At 38.7% G+C, this 19188-nt stretch carries 19 protein-coding genes; 15 read left to right on the forward strand and 4 right to left on the reverse strand.

Annotation, left to right across the window (positions count from 1 at the left end):
* Nucleotides 1–198 precede the first annotated feature (198 nt).
* The 7 genes from hutP to ACXAFV_RS03205 all read left to right on the forward strand — a co-directional run bounded on the left by hutP (nt 199) and on the right by ACXAFV_RS03205 (nt 8040).
* Nucleotides 199–645 carry a hut operon transcriptional regulator HutP gene (gene hutP / locus ACXAFV_RS03175; protein ID WP_475124398.1) on the forward strand — a complete coding sequence of 149 codons (447 nt, stop codon included), beginning with the start codon at nt 199–201 and terminating at the stop codon, nt 643–645.
* Nucleotides 646–865: 220 nt separating this feature from the next.
* Nucleotides 866–2389, forward strand: a complete 1524-nt coding sequence (hutH, locus tag ACXAFV_RS03180; protein ID WP_475124399.1) for a histidine ammonia-lyase — start codon at nt 866–868, stop codon at nt 2387–2389.
* Nucleotides 2382–4052, forward strand: a complete 1671-nt coding sequence (hutU, locus tag ACXAFV_RS03185; protein ID WP_475124400.1) for a urocanate hydratase — start codon at nt 2382–2384, stop codon at nt 4050–4052. The genes hutH and hutU overlap by 8 nt, the downstream gene beginning before the upstream one ends.
* Before the next feature lie 3 nt (nt 4053–4055).
* Entirely contained in the window at nt 4056–5336 is a 1281-nt protein-coding gene (hutI, locus tag ACXAFV_RS03190; RefSeq protein WP_475124402.1) for an imidazolonepropionase, read from the forward strand.
* On the forward strand, nt 5314–6255 hold the full coding sequence (gene hutG, locus ACXAFV_RS03195) for a formimidoylglutamase (protein WP_475124403.1): 942 nt from the start codon (nt 5314–5316) through the stop codon (nt 6253–6255). The genes hutI and hutG overlap by 23 nt, the downstream gene beginning before the upstream one ends.
* Nucleotides 6256–6518: 263 nt before the next feature.
* Complete coding sequence (locus ACXAFV_RS03200; RefSeq protein WP_475124404.1) at nt 6519–7046, forward strand: sigma-70 family RNA polymerase sigma factor; 528 nt, start codon at nt 6519–6521, stop codon at nt 7044–7046.
* The gene (locus ACXAFV_RS03205) at nt 7039–8040 is read left to right on the forward strand and encodes a hypothetical protein (RefSeq protein ID WP_475124406.1); all 1002 of its coding nucleotides are present in this window, start codon (nt 7039–7041) and stop codon (nt 8038–8040) included. The genes ACXAFV_RS03200 and ACXAFV_RS03205 overlap by 8 nt, the downstream gene beginning before the upstream one ends.
* Nucleotides 8041–8133: 93 nt before the next feature.
* On the opposite strand, the gene ACXAFV_RS03210 is transcribed toward ACXAFV_RS03205, so the two are convergent.
* The 3 genes from ACXAFV_RS03210 to ACXAFV_RS03220 all read right to left on the reverse strand — a co-directional run bounded on the left by ACXAFV_RS03210 (nt 8134) and on the right by ACXAFV_RS03220 (nt 9583).
* A complete protein-coding gene (locus ACXAFV_RS03210; protein WP_475124407.1) occupies nt 8134–8655 on the reverse strand; it encodes a DUF6843 domain-containing protein in 522 nt (173 codons plus the stop codon).
* 160 nt (nt 8656–8815) lie between these two features.
* A complete protein-coding gene (locus ACXAFV_RS03215; RefSeq protein WP_475124408.1) occupies nt 8816–9145 on the reverse strand; it encodes a hypothetical protein in 330 nt (109 codons plus the stop codon).
* Between the two features lie 306 nt (nt 9146–9451).
* The gene (locus ACXAFV_RS03220) at nt 9452–9583 is read right to left on the reverse strand and encodes a hypothetical protein (protein WP_475124410.1); all 132 of its coding nucleotides are present in this window, start codon (nt 9581–9583) and stop codon (nt 9452–9454) included.
* 199 nt (nt 9584–9782) lie between these two features.
* Here ACXAFV_RS03220 and ACXAFV_RS03225 point away from each other — a divergent pair, with 199 nt between their 5' ends.
* The gene (locus ACXAFV_RS03225; RefSeq protein WP_475124412.1) at nt 9783–10664 is read left to right on the forward strand and encodes a helix-turn-helix domain-containing protein; all 882 of its coding nucleotides are present in this window, start codon (nt 9783–9785) and stop codon (nt 10662–10664) included.
* 104 nt (nt 10665–10768) lie between these two features.
* Here the strand turns inward: ACXAFV_RS03225 and ACXAFV_RS03230 are convergent, their stop codons facing one another.
* A complete protein-coding gene (locus ACXAFV_RS03230) occupies nt 10769–11806 on the reverse strand; it encodes a LysM peptidoglycan-binding domain-containing protein (RefSeq protein WP_475126056.1) in 1038 nt (345 codons plus the stop codon).
* A 695-nt stretch (nt 11807–12501) separates the two neighbouring features.
* Between ACXAFV_RS03230 and ACXAFV_RS03235 the strand changes: the two genes are divergently transcribed.
* From ACXAFV_RS03235 to kdsA, 7 genes are all read left to right on the forward strand, one after another.
* The gene (locus ACXAFV_RS03235; protein WP_475124413.1) at nt 12502–12942 is read left to right on the forward strand and encodes an HIT family protein; all 441 of its coding nucleotides are present in this window, start codon (nt 12502–12504) and stop codon (nt 12940–12942) included.
* Nucleotides 12943–13025: 83 nt separating this feature from the next.
* Complete coding sequence (locus ACXAFV_RS03240) at nt 13026–13688, forward strand: sugar transferase (protein WP_475124415.1); 663 nt, start codon at nt 13026–13028, stop codon at nt 13686–13688.
* 11 nt (nt 13689–13699) lie between these two features.
* A complete protein-coding gene (gene kdsB, locus ACXAFV_RS03245) occupies nt 13700–14434 on the forward strand; it encodes a 3-deoxy-manno-octulosonate cytidylyltransferase (protein ID WP_475124417.1) in 735 nt (244 codons plus the stop codon).
* A 4-nt stretch (nt 14435–14438) separates the two neighbouring features.
* Nucleotides 14439–15722: an oligosaccharide flippase family protein gene (locus ACXAFV_RS03250; RefSeq protein ID WP_475124419.1), complete on the forward strand. Its 1284-nt coding sequence runs from the start codon at nt 14439–14441 to the stop codon at nt 15720–15722.
* Nucleotides 15691–17013 (forward strand): capsular polysaccharide export protein, LipB/KpsS family, encoded by a 1323-nt coding sequence (locus ACXAFV_RS03255; RefSeq protein WP_475124420.1) that lies wholly within the window; start codon nt 15691–15693, stop codon nt 17011–17013. The genes ACXAFV_RS03250 and ACXAFV_RS03255 overlap by 32 nt, the downstream gene beginning before the upstream one ends.
* 9 nt (nt 17014–17022) lie before the next feature.
* Nucleotides 17023–18369 carry an O-antigen ligase family protein gene (locus tag ACXAFV_RS03260; protein ID WP_475124422.1) on the forward strand — a complete coding sequence of 449 codons (1347 nt, stop codon included), beginning with the start codon at nt 17023–17025 and terminating at the stop codon, nt 18367–18369.
* Nucleotides 18362–19186 carry a 3-deoxy-8-phosphooctulonate synthase gene (gene kdsA, locus ACXAFV_RS03265; protein WP_475124424.1) on the forward strand — a complete coding sequence of 275 codons (825 nt, stop codon included), beginning with the start codon at nt 18362–18364 and terminating at the stop codon, nt 19184–19186. The genes ACXAFV_RS03260 and kdsA overlap by 8 nt, the downstream gene beginning before the upstream one ends.
* Nucleotides 19187–19188: the final 2 nt, after the last annotated feature.

The raw sequence follows: 19188 nt of genomic DNA on the forward strand, positions 1-19188 counted from the left end.
GGCGAACCTGAATTCTAGGGACGTCTATTTCTAATGAAGAGGACTCCGAGTCTCCCTAAACCCTTTACCACGCTACCAAACTACCTCTCTAAGTTTCTAAAATCAAGACATTTTCCGTTGACCTATCAGATGGTACACCATACAATATAAGTAGTTATTAGTATTTTTAGAATTTTCTAGTTAAGGTGCGAATGCCACTTGGAAAAAATGGATCATACCAAAATTGGAAAGAATGCCATGCTGCTTCTGCTTCTGGATCAGGAAGAGGAAGAATGGAACAGGCATTTTAATGAATTGAACTGGAGCTATTGCACAGGCAAGATTGGCTCCATGGACAGTCAAAAGATTGTCGCTGCCATTGAAACGGCAGCAAAAAGAAATGATCTTGTACGAGAAGATCTTTATCGTGAAATGCATGCGCTGTATCACGCGACTATGGAAGCCCTTACCGGGGTAACCAGGGGACATACCCAGATCGGGGAAGTCCTTCGAACGGTCGGCCTTCGCTTCTCTATCGTCAGGGGGACCCCTTATGAAAATGAAGAAGAAGGCGAATGGATTGCAGTCGCACTGTATGGAACGATTGGCGCGCCCATTAAAGGATTGGAACACGAAACAATCGGTTTAGGCATCAATCATATTTAATAGATAAATAAGAAAAGAGCCTATAGAAACCAGTCAAAAGGAGGCTCGACCCAAGGCAGAACTCTGTCTTCGGGTCGAGCCTCCTTTTCTTGTTAGTTGGAAGTTGAAGGCCTATATTGAAGGCCCGTCCCAGACCACGTTAAAGCGGTGAATGGCTAAAAGCCCGTCCCAATGTGCTTTAAAGTGTGAAAGTGAAAATTAATTTGTTGAGGTGATATAGATGGTTGTGTTGACAGGGTGTTCGTTGAGTTTGGAGGATGCGAGAAGGATCATTTATGAGGGGGAGGAGGTTGTTATATCCCCGGAGAGTATGGCACGTGTGAAGAAGAGCAGGGAAGCGGTTGAGAAGATCGTGAAGGAGAAGCGCGTGGTTTATGGGATTACTACGGGCTTCGGGAAGTTCAGTGACGTGCTGATCGATTCAGATGATGTGGAAGAGCTGCAGCTCAACCTCATCCATTCACATGCATGCGGGGTGGGAGACCCGTTCCCGGAATCGGTATCGAGGGCGATGCTCCTCCTAAGAGCGAATGCACTCTTGAAAGGCTACTCCGGCGTAAGACCAGTCATCGTTGAAAGACTAGTAGAGTTCCTGAACAAAGAAATCCATCCGGTGATACCGCAGCAAGGTTCGCTCGGTGCAAGTGGCGACCTCGCACCACTTTCTCATCTGGCACTGGCTCTTATGGGTGAAGGAGAAGTTCATTACCAAGGGAAGGTCCATCAAACACTGCCGGTACTGTCTAAAGAAAACATCTTCCCGATCCAGCTCCAGGCAAAAGAGGGTCTGGCACTGATCAACGGTACACAGGCCATGACGGCAATGGGAGTCATCGGATACTTGGAAGCAGAGGAACTAGCGTATCAAAGCGAAATGATCGCCAGTCTGACCTTGGAAGGCCTGCAAGGAATCATGGATGCTTTTGACGAGGACATTCATTTAGTAAGAGGCTATCCGCAGCAGGTCGCAACGGCTAAACGAATCAGGGAATACTTGCAAGATAGTAAACTGACAACGAAGCAGGGAGACATAAGAGTCCAAGATGCATACTCCCTAAGGTGCATCCCGCAAGTTCACGGCGCATCCTGGCAGACACTCGATTATGTAAAAGAAAAGCTCGAGATCGAAATGAACGCAGCAACCGACAACCCGCTGATCTTCGAAAACGGGGAAAAGGTCATCTCCGGCGGTAACTTCCATGGACAGCCGATCGCCTTCGCGATGGACTTCATGAAAATTGCCGTGGCGGAACTGGCCAACATCTCGGAACGCAGAATCGAACGACTCGTCAATCCGCAGCTGAACGATCTCCCTGCATTCCTGAGCCCGCAGCCGGGTCTACAATCAGGTGCGATGATCATGCAATACTGCGCGGCATCACTTGTATCGGAAAACAAAACACTGGCCCATCCGGCAAGCGTCGATTCGATTCCATCGTCAGCGAACCAGGAGGACCACGTGAGTATGGGAACAATCGGATCCCGGCATGCGTATCAAATTTTACAAAACACAAGAAGAGTCCTTGCGGTCGAATTGATCTGCAACCTGCAGGCAGTCGAGCATCGCGGTACGGATCTACTCGCAAGCACGACACGAAGATTTTATGAAGAAGCGAGAAAAATAGTTCCTTCCATCACAAAGGATCGGATCTTCTCGAAAGACATAGAAAAAGCAGCAAGCTGGCTGAAACAATTCCAACTAAAATCCATCACTAAAACAAAGGAGGAAACGACAAATGGTTAATGCAAACAAACGAATCGTGAATGTGAAAAAAGGAACGGAAATCGAGTGTAAGGGATGGGAGCAGGAAGCGGTCCTACGCATGCTGTACAACAACCTCGATCCGGAAGTAGCTGAAATCCCGGAAGAGCTTGTCGTCTACGGCGGAATCGGGAAAGCGGCACGTAACTGGGAGTCGTTCGATGCCATTGTCAACACACTAAGAAACCTTGAAAACGACGAAACGATGCTCGTCCAATCCGGTAAGCCGGTAGGTGTCTTCAAAACGCATAAAGCGGCTCCAAGAGTCCTTCTTTCCAACTCTGTACTTGTACCGAAGTGGGCAAACTGGGAGCACTTCCATGAGCTTGATCAAAAAGGTCTCATGATGTATGGCCAGATGACTGCAGGAAGCTGGATTTACATTGGGACACAGGGAATCCTGCAAGGGACATACGAAACGTTTGCAGCATTAGCGAAAAAGCACTTCAATAATACCCTAAAAGGAACCATCACCCTCACAGCAGGTCTTGGTGGAATGGGCGGGGCTCAGCCGTTAGCTGTTACAATGAATGGCGGTGTTGTCATTGCAGTCGACGTGGATGAAGAGCGTATCCAGAAGCGTCTTGATACGAAATACTGTGACGTAAAGACGGATTCTTTGGAAGAAGCCGTCGCAATGGCTTACGAAGCTAAGGAACAAGGAAAAGCTCTGTCCATTGCGCTAATAGGTAACGCGGCAGAAGTTCACCACGATCTTTTAAAAAGAGGCGTGAAAATCGACATTGTAACCGACCAAACGTCAGCTCATGATCCATTAAACGGTTATGTTCCAGTAGGATACACGTTGGAAGAAGCGGCACGTCTAAGAAAAGAAAATCCATCCCAATACACTCAGCTTTCTCAAAAAAGCATGGCTAAACACGTAGAAGCGATGCTCGAGTTCCAAAAGAGAGGCTCAATCGTATTCGACTACGGCAACAACATCCGCCAGGTGGCGAAAGACGAAGGAGTCGACAACGCCTTCGATTTCCCTGGATTCGTCCCTGCTTATATCCGTCCGTTATTCTGTGAAGGAAAAGGGCCATTCAGATGGGCAGCACTTTCAGGCGACCCTGATGACATCTATAGAACAGACCGCTTGATCAAAGAGCTGTTCCCTGAAAATGAAGCACTCAACCGCTGGATCGACATGGCACAGGAGCAGGTATCGTTCCAGGGACTGCCTTCACGTATCTGCTGGCTGGGCTACGGTGAGCGAGTGAAGATGGGGCTTGCGATCAACGAGTTAGTAAGAAAAGGAGAACTGAAAGCTCCAATCGTCATCGGGCGTGACCACTTAGACTGCGGATCGGTTGCATCACCAAACCGTGAAACGGAAAGCATGAAAGATGGAAGTGATGCTGTAGGGGATTGGGCAATCCTGAACGCGCTGATCAACACAGCGGCAGGCGGTTCATGGATCTCATTCCATCACGGAGGCGGAGTAGGAATGGGGTACTCCTTACACGCTGGAATGGTCGTTGTAGCCGACGGAACCGATCTTGCTCAAGAAAGACTAGAAAGAGTACTGACTACCGACCCAGGAATGGGAGTCATCCGCCACGCCGACGCTGGCTACGATATCGCTGAAAAAACAGCAGAAAAACACAACATTCAAATCCCAATGAAAAAAGGAGGAGAATAAAATATGACAAAACAATTCGACACGATCATTGAAAATATCGGACAGCTGCTCACGATGGACCACGGGGAAGGTCCTCTCAAAGGGAAGGAAATGAGCGTGCTGCCGGTCATCGAACATGCAGCCGTTGGAATCAAAGACGGCTTAGTAGAATGGATCGGTACACACGAAGAAGCCCAAACACATAAAGCAACCGAGCGCATCGATGCTGAAGGGAAACTCGTGACACCCGGTCTGGTAGACCCTCACACCCACCTGGTATTCGGCGGCTCACGCGAACACGAAATGGCGCTGAAACAGCAGGGTGTCCCATACTTAGAAATCCTGAAACGAGGCGGCGGGATCCTCTCTACGGTTGGAGCTACTCGTGAAGCATCTGAAGAAGAACTTCTTAAAAAAGCCCGTTTCCACCTCGACAGGATGATTTCCTACGGAGTGACCACTGTTGAAGCCAAAAGCGGATACGGACTAGACAAAGAAACGGAACTCAAGCAGCTAAGAGTGACCAAGAAATTAAACGAAGAACACGCAGCGGACCTAGTATCGACTTTCTTAGGAGCACACGCGATCCCGCCAGAATTCAAGGAACGCTCAGATGAATTCTTACAAGAAATGCTCGACATGCTTACAGACATAGAAAAAGAAAACCTCGCAGAGTTCGTCGACATCTTCTGCGAAACAGGAGTCTTTACAGTCGAACAGTCACGCCAGTTCCTAAAAGCAGCCAAAGAAAAGGGCTTCTCAGTAAAAATTCACGCCGACGAAATCGATCCACTCGGCGGAACGGAAATGGCCACTGAAATCGGAGCGACAAGCGGAGACCACTTGGTAGGGGCATCTGAAAAAGGCATCAAGGCACTGGGAACAACCGACACCATCGCAGTCCTCCTGCCGGGCACATCCTTTTACTTAAATAAAGGAAAGTTCGCCAATGCAAGAGGCATGCTCGAAGCGGGAGCGGCAGTCGCGCTGTCAACCGATTTCAACCCGGGAAGCTCGCCGACAGAGAACCTGCAGTTCATCATGAACCTTGCTTCCCTCCAATTAAAAATGACGCCGGAAGAAATTTGGAACGCAGTCACTGTCAACTCTGCATACGCCATCAACAGAGGTGAACAGGCAGGCAAGCTCGTAAAAGGACGAAAAGCAGACATCGTCCTATGGGATGCGCCAAACTATCATTATGTCCCGTACCATTACGGAGTGAACCATACGCACACTGTCATGAAAAACGGACGGATCATCTATCGCAAGGAGAAGCTTCATGAGCACATTTCAACACATTAAACCGGCTGGGAAAGCGCAGTTCAAGGACCGCTACACGACGAAGGCAGCCGAGCTGCTGACATCGTACACAGAGGGATCAAAAGGGGATATCGCCATCATTGGCGCACCCCTTTCAAAGCCGTCCATCTCTCACTCGGGAGCGAGTTTTGCACCGGACGCGATCAGAAGAACCCTGAACTCCTTCACAACGTACAACATCGAAGAAGAGGCGGACATAAGCAGCAAAACCATCATCGATTTCGGCGACATCACCATGCACCCGACATCGATTGAAGATTGCCACCAGCGAATCTACCAATCAACCAAAGAGATTACAGAAGCCCAAGCAGCAACGCTAACGATCATTCTCGGCGGTGATCACTCCATCACCACCTCAACCGTGAAAGCCATCAAGGAAACGAAAGGGACGGTAGGCATCATTCAGCTCGACGCCCACCACGACCTAAGAAACACAGAAGACGGGGGACCGACCAACGGAACGCCATTCAGGAGATTGATAGAAGAAGGCCACCTGAAAGGCGAGCATCTGATCCAAATTGGCATCCGCAACTATGCGAACGCCAAAGCCTATCACGACTATGCCATTGAAAAAGGCGTAACCGTCTATACGATGAAGGACGTCAGACAACGCCCGATCGCAGAACTGATCCAATCAGCGCTATCCCATCTGGAAACCAAAGTCGACACCATCTACCTATCCGTCGACATGGACGTCCTCGATCAGGCGTACGCCCCAGGCTGCCCGGCAATCGGTCCCGGCGGAATGGACCCGGACACGCTCTCGGATGCGGTCCAGCAAGCCGTAAAACACCCGAAAGTCCAAACCATGGATATCGTCGAAATCGACCCGACCCTCGACATCCGGGACATGACTAGCAGAATCGCCAGCTTGCTCATAATAAATTCATTAATAAAGTAAGATAAACAAAAGTGTATCCTATCGTATTGGGGTGCACTTTTTAAATTTATATGAAATATGAGACATTTAATCAATGCTTATCGTCTAACATGTAATGGAAATTAATTAATATACTACCAATGAATAAAACGGGTTAATCTATGTAATTGATTACTCTAAGGGAGACTCAAGAAGTTATTTTGTGGAAAACAGGCTGGAAAGGGAGATTTACAAATGTCTTGTAGAAACTTTTAAATAATCAAGTGAAAGGGGGAGTCCTTCCTTTGGAAGATATACGTAAGAATCACTTGATTGAGTCACTGATCGATAAATATGAAAGACCTATAACGAAGCTGGCTTACTTTTATGTACAGGATTGGCCGGCCGCTCAGGACATCTGCCAGGAGGTCTTTATTAAAGTATATGATGCCCTGGACCGATTCAATCATCAGTCATCCTATAAAACATGGATTTATCGTATTACCATCAATAAATGTAAGGACTACAAGAAATCGGCTTATTTCAGAAGAAACACACTTGTAGATAAGTTTCATAGATTCTTTAATAAAGAGATTGCAGCTACTCCAGAGCAAGTACTGCTTCAATTAGAGGAACAAACCAGTATGTCTGCACAAATCTTTACCCTTCCAGTCAAATATAGAGAAATTATCTTATTATATTATTACGAAGAACTCACAACCCAGGAAATCAGTGAAATGCTGGATATTAACTCCTCTACAGTCCGTACCAGATTAGAAAGAGGAAGACAGAAGCTGAAAATGTTGCTGCAAAGGAGGGATAAGGATGAATAACGAAAGGGACCCTTTATGCACCCTCAAAGAAGATTTGGACAAGGAATTATTCGACAACATCGAAATGACCAGTCAGAAAAGACGCATTCTCTCAAAGATCCATCATCTTCACCGTAAAAAGAAAATCAACTGGCATATATTCCTGAATATTGTTGTAACTGCCGCCGTTATTTGCCTGCTCTCCATACTTGGCAGCAGTTACTTTTCAAACGAAGAATTAACTGAAGAAGACCTGGGGGAAGAAATACAGAAACCTGAAAAACAGGATCATCAGTCAACATTTATACCGGAAGATGACCTAAAGGATAAAATAAACGAGGAGAAAAGAGAACTGCGGAAAAAACAGCATCCTTCTGTAGAAGAGGATGATGCCGATCCTGCTCCATCACCTGAAGTTGAAGAGGAAGAACCTGAAAAAGAAGAACCGAAGCCAGATGGAACAATAAACACGGTGCCACCTTTCAATTTCTCTTATATTCTTCAAAATTCAACCGTATTTAAAGACGAAGCATCACAAGGCATATTGCATGGAGTAAATACGATTATTGGTGAATCATTTCAAAGTATAACGGAGAAGTACGGCACTCTTCCGTTTGCGAGTGAAGCGGAAGGAGGGTATAAACATCATTTAGGCAGTGACTATTTATTGACCTTCAACGAAAAAGGAGGTGGAATCCTTCATAGAGTGGAAGTGAAAAGAACGGACACAAATATGACAGTGGAACAAGTGGTTAGTGCGCTGGGAGAACCATACTTCTATCATGATGCGATGACAGCAGACAAGGTGGTGTATATGGCATACATCTGGGGTGAATATCAATTGACAATGAGGGTAGAGGGAAATGTTGAACTTAGTCATAGAAAGACGAACGCAGATCTTGATGTAGTGTTTGTGGATTCCGATGCAGAACTTACCACACTCCAGCTCAGTAGAAAATGGCTCGATGAAACCCTGCTAAATAAAAATACCGAAATTAGTGATCGTGAAGAATAAATTCCTCGTCCACACTTTGATATCGTTTTATTAAGAATGTAACCAACAAAAGCCAATCCCTATTCTTTGGTGCAGAGGGATTGGCTTTCACTATTAGTCAAGGTTATCAATCAATTCCTTTTTGGCTTCCTTGCTCTGAGTAGTGTACTCTTTCTTACCGTTTAAATAGAAGTCTTCACCACATTCGGATTGGGTGACCTGCACATCAACGTAACCTATTTCTTTTCCATCTGCCCCGGTGTATCCTCCAACACCTCGTTCGTGCACACAGTATCGATCAATTTCGCTTCTCTTCCCTGCCTTATCAATAGAATAGTATTTATTATTCACATCATATGTTAAAGCTTTTGGAAGATAGGGCTCCTTTCTTGAAGTCAAAGCATAGCCGTAGGTTGAATGATCCGTTTGGTGCAAGGTATCAATTTCAGTCAATTCTACGGGAATAACAGAAAATGCTCCTTTTTTTTCAAATTCAGGAGCACCTGAAATATCGAAGAAAACAGTGAAGGAGCCTTCATATCCTTCAGGGATTAAATAAATATGATTAGTGGATCCTGGCGAGGTACAACCACCAAGACTCAATGCTGTAATCAATACTAAGAAGAATCTTTTCAATATCCTGCCTCTCTTTCTATAACATCTAATTCCATTATAAGGATTTTATAAGAAAGAAAAACAGGTCTTTTCAACCAATCTTATAGGCGTTCTCCGCTTTGAATTTAATATAAAAAAGAACCTCTCCCTAAGTTTACACCAGCAGAAGAGGTTCTCTTTTTTATAATCCAGAAATGTGGCTGCCTTTAATGTCATAACCGGAATGGATTTCTTTCATTCCAATTACCTGAAGGAAATGCTGAATCTTTTTCATGCATAGTGCTTCTGTTTCATTAATCACATCAAATCGATCGATGACTGCACATTTTTGGATTTTTAGATACGTAATATTATTGGTTTGGCTGCGGGAATAAGCGTCGTTCTCAATAGAGTAAGTGGACACTGATGCTTCCCCGATTTTGGCATCACCTTGAGTGAATTCAAAATGGAATTGAATCGACAAATCTACATCGGAATATAGAGGATTTACTTTCATGTTGATATCTTTCATCATGAAGCCCCCTTTCTTTTATTGTACTTTTATCCTAGCACAATAAAATTTATAGTGTATTTTGACTCATAATCGGTACGGAAGCAAAAATTCAGGGAATATGTGCAGAAAGTGATGTTTTCCTTCTTTTGTATAACTATAGGAATATTCCTACATGAATATTTTAATAGAAGTGATTACCTATGGTTATTAGAAGTATTGGAATTGTGTGTCAGATGAGCATAAGCAGGGCAAGGTGGAGAAGTCGAAATAAAGAAATAGCCGAAAGAAAAAAACTTCCCAATTGGGAAGCCTTAGATTAAGTAATTAATGAGCACTGCCAGGAAGTTCTAGCTTTTGAATGGTTGCCCCTGCTTCCTCAGTTGTATTGCTTGAAAAACCAGCAACGCCAAGAAGAAGAATTGAAGCGGTTAGAATGGCAAGAAAATGTTTTTTCATGGGTCTTTCCTCCCTTTCTTATTGAACTGAATATTCGATAAGATTGATGATATATATGTTATTATAATTAAAGCATATATTCAATCTTTATTAAATTTGAGTGTAATGCCAAAATACCTATTTATTTTAACCTTACATAGTTAATACACCTATTTTCATCAAAAAATATAACTCTAGGCATATTTAGAGGAGGATGTAAATGGACTTCACGGCCGTTGGAAAAAAAATTAAGGAACTTAGAAAAAATAGTGGACTTTCTCAAGAGGATCTTGCAGAAGGAGTCTGTACTCAAGCACAAATAAGCAAGATTGAGAAGGGTGATGTCTTTCCGTATGCATCTACCTTATATCAAATTTCACAAAAATTAGGGGTGGATGTAAATTATTTCTTTGATATCGGTACCACGCCAAGGTTAGATTATGTACAAGAGGTTTTTCAACAACTTCAGATTCTCAGAAGGAATTTGAAATTTGAAGAAATGATGGACATTGTGAGAGCAGAGGAGGATAACCCTTTATTCATTCAAAATAACAAAAACCTCCAACTCTTATTATGGCATAAAGGCATTTATTTATATGAAGTAAAAAAAGATTTGGATGCTTCAGTGAAAACTCTTCGAGAAGCAATCAGCATTACAAATGAAAAAGGAAAGCTTCTTCAAGAAAGAGAACTGGAAATCCTTTTATCACTTGGGGCAATTTATTTTTACGAAGATTTGGATAAAGCTTTGGAAGTATTTGAAGAGATTGAGGATCACTTGCACCTTTTACCACATTTAAATAACTATTCCATTAAAACTAGGCTTTATTATAATCTGGCAAGGACACTAACGAGACTTAAAAGAATTGAAGAATCAAATAAATATTGCAAAAACGCCATTAAATGGGCACTTCAAAAAGACAGCTTGTACTTATTAGGAGAATTACACTATCACCTCGGATATAACTTAGAATTATTAGAAAAACCTGAGCAAGCCAAATCGTATATGGAAAAAGCCCTAATTGTTTTTGAACTTCAGCAGGATGATAAATATACCCAGTTCATTAAAGGGAAAATAAAAGAATTAACAGCGTTAATATAGGGCAATATTAAAATCCCGTCCCTTCTTGGGGGAGAACCATTATTTATAATAGTAAAAAAGGAGATATCAGCAATGACTGACATCTCCTTTTTTACTATTATAAATTAATAAAACCTCTTAAAACTATCAAACTTAGATCTCCAATATGGATTATTTAAGCTGCTAATTTCAACACCATTATCTCCGGCATGAATGAATTGTTGATCTCCAATATATATACCTACATGAGAGATGCCCTTCTTATATGTATTTTCAAAAAATACCAAATCTCCTAATTCAGGTTTATCTACGTAATAAGATCTGTTAAAGTATCCTTCACTCGATTGACGCTTAATATCATATCCAGCTTTATTAAAAACATGATAGATATAACCGCTGCAATCAAAACCGCTTGATGATGATCCTCCCCATTTATAAGGAGCTCCTAAATGGGCAAGCGCTTCAGAAGTAATCTTAGAATGGGATTCTTCAGAAACTTGCTCATTGTCTCCCGAATTTGAAGTGGGCTTCTTGGCTACCTCTAGCTTCTGTCCTATGTGAATGACATCGGATTTAAGGTTATTCCACTGTTTAATATCCTGAACTGAAACTGAGAACTCTTTACTGATTTTGTATAGTGTGTCGCCAGATTTAACTGAATATAAAATATTTTGGGGCTTAGAAACTGGTGGTACATTATTTTCATTTTTTGTAGTATCTTCCTCTATTTTTGATGGTTCTTCTACTTGTGGAGATGTAGAGGCTGACACTGTTAACTTCTGACCTGGATAAATAATATGCGAGGAAATTTGATTCCACTTTTTTAGGTCAGCTAAGGAAATAGAATGAGAGTTAGCAATTCTTATAAGTGTGTCTCCGGACTTTATAGTATAAGTCTTGCTGCCCTCGACCACAGCAGGAGGAGCCGGTTTTGGATCAGTTGGAATAGAAGAAGTTGGGCTCTTAGTCACAATTAGCTGCTGTCTAGGAAAAATGACTGCATTTCGAAGATTATTAATCTGTTTCAACTCGTGAATACTAACGTCATATTTCTTTGATATTGACCATAAGGTGTCACCTGGTTCGACTTTGTGGGTATCGGCTGAGGCTAGAGTAGCGAAAGAAGTAGAAATAACTGCAGTAGTAGCTACAGTAAATAACATTTTTTTCACATTTACTTCTCCTTTTTTGTCATAGAATGATAAATATATTGTTATTTTATCACATTTAGTATAAAAAAAGGATTTAAATCCATAAAAATCAATATTTTATATAGTCTTATTTAACTAATCATCTCCTCGGGTCTTTAAGGACACATCATACCAATTTATACCTTTTATTCTTATTGACTCATCCAGATAAAGGTGTTCAGTCCCTTCCATTCCAAACATCTTACTTTGTTTCTATGTACAGTGATATCGCTTTTCTTCAATTAATAGCTCTTTGAGAAAAATGTAAAATACACTAAGTAATCATTTAGATGCAGCATATATAATAAAGGGGATTAACGAGTACTAACGTTTTGCCAGAGAACGGATTGTGTTATAGACGGAGTATTGAGGCTTAAAGAAACGTAATGAACAAATAATGATCTATTCAACACTAAAATGGTAAATATTAACACTATAAGGCATAGTTACAATTTATTTGCAAATATAGTAAAATAAATCTATTAGTATGGGATAATTATGCTCCACACTGATACAGTGTGAAAAGACTAGGTTAGAAATACTTTACTTCTTTATTATAGTTGAAAATATAACCTATCAGTTTTATAAATTGTTGTAATTTAATAGTTGGATAAAAATAAGTACCTATAAACAGGTACTTATTTTATGGATTAAAAAGGAGTGTTAATATGGATTGTTTAATTTGCAATCAATTTGTTGAGAAAACAAGTGTAAGAGGGAAAATAATTGATGAGATCGTACATATTAGGCACGGTCAAAGTAGTTTCTCTCTATTAGGTTATTTTATTATTGAACCAATTCGTCATGTTGAAAGATGGAGCGATTTAACGAGTGAAGAAACAAATAAAATTATGAAATTAATTTCTCATCTGGAAAAGAAGTTAGTTAATTCCTTACCGATTGAAAGGTTATATACGGTTATTATTTCTGAAAAGGTAAAACATTTCCATATACATATAATACCAAGGTGGGAGAACAGCACTCAGGTAGGAGGAGACTTAATCGATTTGGTTACTAAAGATCAAGTCGTGAAGTTGAACTATTCTCCAGATGAATTAAATAATTTCGAAGCAATAATAAAAAATACAATTATGTTTCAATTAGATTAAAAAATGTTTCATTTCCACTTTTTTTCAAATACGGCTTATGTTAGAATTGTTTGGGAAAGAATTACTTTAGGGGGCTTTTTTTAATGCAGGCATATTCTAAGGCTAAAAATATATTTCATGAAGATGAATCTTTTAATGGAAATGTAGTTGATTTTAATTCTCAGAGGAATATATATTTATACTTTAAAAGATTTTTTGATATTTTAATATCACTAATAGGGGTTGTAGTGTCATTACCATGTTTAGTGTTGTTCGGCATTTTTATTAAATTAGAATCAAAAGGTCCGGTCTTTTATTTTCAAGAAAGAGTAGGACATAACGGTAAGATTTTCAATATTATAAAATTAAGGTCGATGAGAACCGATGCAGAAGTAAATGGTGCCGTATGGGCACAAAAAAATGATCCCAGAGTAACCAAGGTCGGTAAATTTATTAGAATGACGCGTATAGATGAACTTCCTCAATTCATTAATGTCTTGCTTGGAGATATGAGTATTGTGGGGCCAAGGCCAGAAAGACCTGTATTTACCTCACAATTTAATAAAGAAGTTCCAGGATTTATCGACCGATTGCAGGTTAAACCTGGAATTACCGGTTGGGCTCAAGTAAACGGGGGTTATGAAGTATCCCCTGAGGAAAAGTTAAGCTTAGACAAGTATTATATTGGAAAAATGAGTTTTTTGCTTGATCTCAAAATACTGATAATGACGATTAAAGTTTGCATCACAAGTGATGGTGCTAGATAAGGAAGATGAATATGAATTTTCTAATCGTAATCCCGGCTCGCTACGGCTCAACCCGTCTACCTGGGAAACCATTAAAGCAAATTTTAGGAAAGCCAATGATTCAGCACGTATATGAAAGAGTAATAGAAAGTGGAGTAGAGAACAATAATATTGTAATAGCAACAGATCACGAAGAGATTGACAAAGTAGTTAAAGGATTTGGCGGAAATGTTGTTTTGACCGGTGCCCACCATCAAACAGGAACCGATAGAATCCTGGAAGTAGTGACTGGTCTAGCTGAGAAGCCTGACATGATTATTAACATTCAAGGGGATGAACCGCTTATTAATCCAGAATTAATTAAAGAGTTCATTACTAATCTAAAGAACCATAAGGACTTCGATGTAGCCACCTTAAAGAAACAGGCTGATGCAGCCAAATTGGATAGTCCAAATGTTGTGAAAGTGGTAACCGATAACAATGATAATGCATTATATTTCTCAAGAGCACTTATTCCATTTAATCGAGATAATGTCCCTACAACATATTATAAACATATAGGTGTATACGCTTATACTTATGACTTTTTGATGAAAATTCCTGGTTTGAAGAAGAGTGAACTGGAGACAGCAGAATCATTAGAGCAACTTCGCTTTTTGGAAAATGGTTATAAAATCAAGGTTTTTGAAACGGGTTATGAAACCATTGGGGTGGATACTCCCGATGATTTAGAGAGAGTGGAAAAGATTCTTCTAGGAACAAAGTGATGTTATGAAAAATATTATCAAAAAAGTAAAAAACAGCAATTTATCTATAACCTTTGTCTCCAATTTCCTGGAGAACATTTTAAGGATTATTTCTATTCCGTTATTTATATCGATTCTTCCAGTAGAATCTTATGGGCAATTTTCATTGTCGTACCTCATAATGACCACATTCGCTACTATTGGATTGTTAGGATTTGGCATAGGTTTTCAAAGGTTTTATCCTGCTTATGAAATAGATGGAAATAATGATACATTTCAAAATACATTCCTCACGTTTGTCTTGTTGACTTCAATCTTGGCGAGTGTATTATTTTTTATGTTTGGAATAACACTTTTTGAATTAATAAATATGCCAGCTGATCATAATCTTGTAGGCGTACTTTCTCTTTTTGCTTTTATCCAGATTTGGTACTTAGCCATTATTTATTACTTGAACGGTAAAGAACAATTTAAAGAGTTAGCGATGTTTAGAATTACTGCAGGGGTATTATCAAATATTCTGGCTATCCTGTTTGTTTTGTTTTTTGAAGTGAAAGGGATTTTTATTGGGTACACCATTGGCTTCTTTATTGCATTTATCGTTGTAATAATAAGAAAGCATATTTATTTTAGGTTTAATTTCAATAAGAAAATAATAATTAAACTTATACGATTTGGGCTGCCTTCTTTAGGTACACAAATCGTATTTCAATTAATGAGATCTACCGATAGATATATAATCCAAATATTTTTAGGGTTAACCGCAGTTGGGTATTATTCGTTTGCGATAGATATTATTTCCGCCATTGCTCTATTCTTAGTGAATCCGGTTTTGACCATTTTTTATCCGAAAGTTGCTCGATTATATGAGAAATTATTGGTTCGTCAATTAAAGAGCGTATTTCAGAAATTCAGCGGAGTAATATTTATTACCATAATTATTTGCGGGACAATCGTATACTATTTGTTAGATATAATATTAAACATCTTGAATAAGTCAGATTATGTCTTGATAAAAGAGTACTTCCTGATTCTTGTTTTATCCTTTGCTTTCTTTGGAATGTCGAGATGTCTGATCTATATATTCTCTATTATGGAACGGCCAATTTTAAGTACATATACTTCAATTGGTTCAGTTCTGATCAGTGTGAGTTCAAGTATCCTATTAATGAAATATCTTCATTTAAAGGGTGTTGCTATAGGTTCTGCACTAGGGAATATTTTTGTGGTAGTAATTAGTTTTATTTATATGTTAAAAGTGTTAAAGGAGAAAAATAATGGCGAACATTCTATTCCTAAAAGGATATAAAAACCTATTCCCGGATGTCATTCAGGAGTTAGAGGAAGAACATACTTGCTATCAATTTAATTTTAGGATAGGTGAATATATATATAATAAAAATACAACGAACTCTATTTTTGTACCTTTTAAACTACAAAAAAAACTTTATTCCATTTCAGATGGAGAAATAGATCGATTAGATATCTTCCAAAAAGATTACAATAAATATGTGAAGAAAATGGAAATGAAGGAATCAGATTATACTTTGTATAAAAAATACATGCAGTTTGTAGATGATTTTGTAACAAACTATAATATTTCATTAATGGTCATGTATAATGGTTCTAGTTGGACGGAAAGGTTGGCAGCATATATCGCCGAAAAAAGAGGTATAAAGACAGCTTATTTAGAACTTGGATACTTCAGGCCATTTACTATTTCCATTAACCCTGCAGGTGTTAATTTCAATTCATCCATACCTAGATACCCTGATTACTATGAAAAAATTACTATGGAAGAAGATAAATCTGCTTATATGAATAAGCCTGTTAACGAAGATTTGAATCATTTGACTCCAGATGGAATTAAAAAAGTGGTCATTTCTAAATTGCTTAATTCAGCAGGTGATCTGATGAAAGTGAATTTCCCTATAGAAGTACACCACAACCTTAAAGAGTTAATCAGCATCTATAAGAATAAAAAGAAATTTAAAAAGATGCCGGAAGACAATGTGGAGATTCCTGAAAAGTATATTTTTGTTCCATTTCAAGTACATTCTGATACTCAAATTTTACATCATTCTCCAAAGATAAAAACTATGGAGTTATTGGTGGATTCTGTGATGAGTGCAATGGAAGAATTCAATGCGAAATATAACGAAAATTATCACGTTATTTTTAAAGAACACCCTGAAGACATCGGGAGAATTGATTACTCTCATTTGTACAAAGCGTACGAGAATAAAGGTGCATTATTTCTGAAGAAATACAACACAGATCGTTTAATTGAAGACGCAGAAGTAGTCATCACCATTAATTCAACAGTTGGGATTGAAGCGTTAAGGAAGTATAAAAAGGTGATTACCTTAGGAAATGCCTTTTATAACATTGAGGGTATTGTAAATCATTGTACTGAACTTAGCGATTTAACCGATGCTTTAGAAAAAGAGCTTACTAAAGAGTGTGTCGATGAAAAGCTTATAAATAAATTCTTGTATGGTCTAAGGTATTACCACCAAACTGAGGGATATGTAGAAACTAGTAATAAGATTACTTCAAAGAATGTGGCACAAGAAATTAATAAAATAATTTATAGTTAAGGTGAAATTATGGATCTACCATTATATATGATGGTGATACTGGTGCTGATTATTAGTATCGCTGCGTACTATTGTTACAAGTTTAAAATAGGACTAGATGGTTTTGTATTGTTTGTTTTTTTGATCTTATTGCAACCTTCAAAGTTGTTGAGACTTAATCTTCTTGGCTTTGAAATGGGTTCATATTTATTATTAATGATAGCTATAATGTTATTCTTTGGCTATAAATTATATAAGAATAAAAATCCTAAAGACATATTACTAATGTATAACGACAAAATATTCTATAGCATAGCAATTTATGTCCTTATTTTAACTCTAAGTTTCTTGTGGTCTTCAGATTTTAAGAGTTCATTATTTATATATAGTACTATTTTGTTCAGGTTTATTATGCTGATAATATTAGTACATTTGGTCACTAAATTAAATAATAATGGATTGAGAATTTTCATCTATAGTTTAGCTATCTATTCCATATATACATCAATTAATATATTTGTGGAATTAGAGAATAGTTTAGGGTTGATAAATGCATTAATTTTGCTTGGTTCCAAAGATTTTTGGCTGCATTCTGGTGGATCTGAGACTTGGAAGATCAATGAAGCTTATTCATCTCTCTTTGGTGGAAAACAAATTATCTTCAACCATTTCTTATTTATTATCGTAGGAATAAATTATCTAGTAGAAGATAAAACAAATAAATATCGGAAATTAATTATCTTTTCCTTAGGATTAAGTATACTTGTAGTCTTACTATCCTCTACGCGTGGAGCATATTTGGCGCTTATAATAGGGTTAGTGTTTTATCTATTAATGAAATATCTTCGAAAGACTATAAGTATAACTAAGCTCAGGAAATATTTACTGTTAGTATTCATTTCAATAAGTTTTCTCGCTGTACTAACATTCAGTTTAATGTTCAAGAATGAAGAGAATAACTATCTGAATGGCAGGCAGTATATTTGGAGTTATGGTATAGAGGAGATATCTTCCAACCCCTTTACGCTACTCTTTGGAAAAGGTGTAGGTGCATCAAGACACTTTTTACCGAGTATAGAACAGATTGATGGACAAGAGAAAAATAATTTTCACAACATTTTAATAGAATCAGCATTTGAATCCGGTTTAGTTGGAATGATTGTATTATTAGTAATTATCTATTATACGACTATCCATTTAATCACTAAATATCATTCAATAAATAGGCAATTTTTGATATTGATTGCTGGAAGCGCATCGGTCTGGGTTTATTTATTATTAAACTCACAATTAAATGATTATATAATCTGGTTATATCTTTCGTATCTGATAGCTTACTACAAAATAAATTTTGAAGGGAATGGCGACAATGGATAAAATCAACTTAACTAACAATATTAGCATAGGGGGAAATTCCCCCTTTGTACTTATCGCAGGACCTTGTGTTATCGAAGATGAAAAAATGGTATTTGAAACTGCTAAATATATTAAAAGTATTACGGAAGAGTTGAACATCCCATTTGTGTTCAAAGCATCCTACGATAAAGCGAATCGATCCTCTATCCATTCATTTAGAGGTCCTGGGTTAGAAAAAGGGTTAGAAACTTTAAAGAGAATAAAAGAAGAACTTTCTATTCCTGTTACCTCTGATATTCATGAACCTAATCAAGTAGAACAAGCTGCAGAAGTTTTGGATATACTTCAAATTCCAGCGTTCCTTTGCCGTCAAACAGATTTGTTAGTCGCAGCGGCAAAAACGGGAAAACCTATTAATGTGAAAAAAGGCCAGTTCCTTGCTCCGTGGGATATGTCTAATGTAATCACTAAAATTAAAGAAGCTGGAAATGACCAGATTTTACTTACAGAGCGAGGAAGTACATTTGGATATAACAATTTAGTAGTAGATATGCGCTCTATAATTGAAATGAAGAAATTTGACGTTCCTGTTGTCTTTGATGGTACTCATAGTGTGCAGATTCCTGGCGGCCAAGGTACCACTACGGGTGGGAAACGGGAGTATGTACCATATTTATCAAAAGCTGCTGTATCAATCGGAATCGATGCATTATTTTTAGAAGTGCACCCTGATCCTGATAATGCTAAATCTGATGGACCTAACATGCTGAAGCTGGATGATCTGCGTGAAACATTAATAGAATTACAAGAGTTTGATAGATTAGTGAAAAAATACTAAAT

The organism is Rossellomorea sp. ABR4_012 (assembly GCF_056159545.1).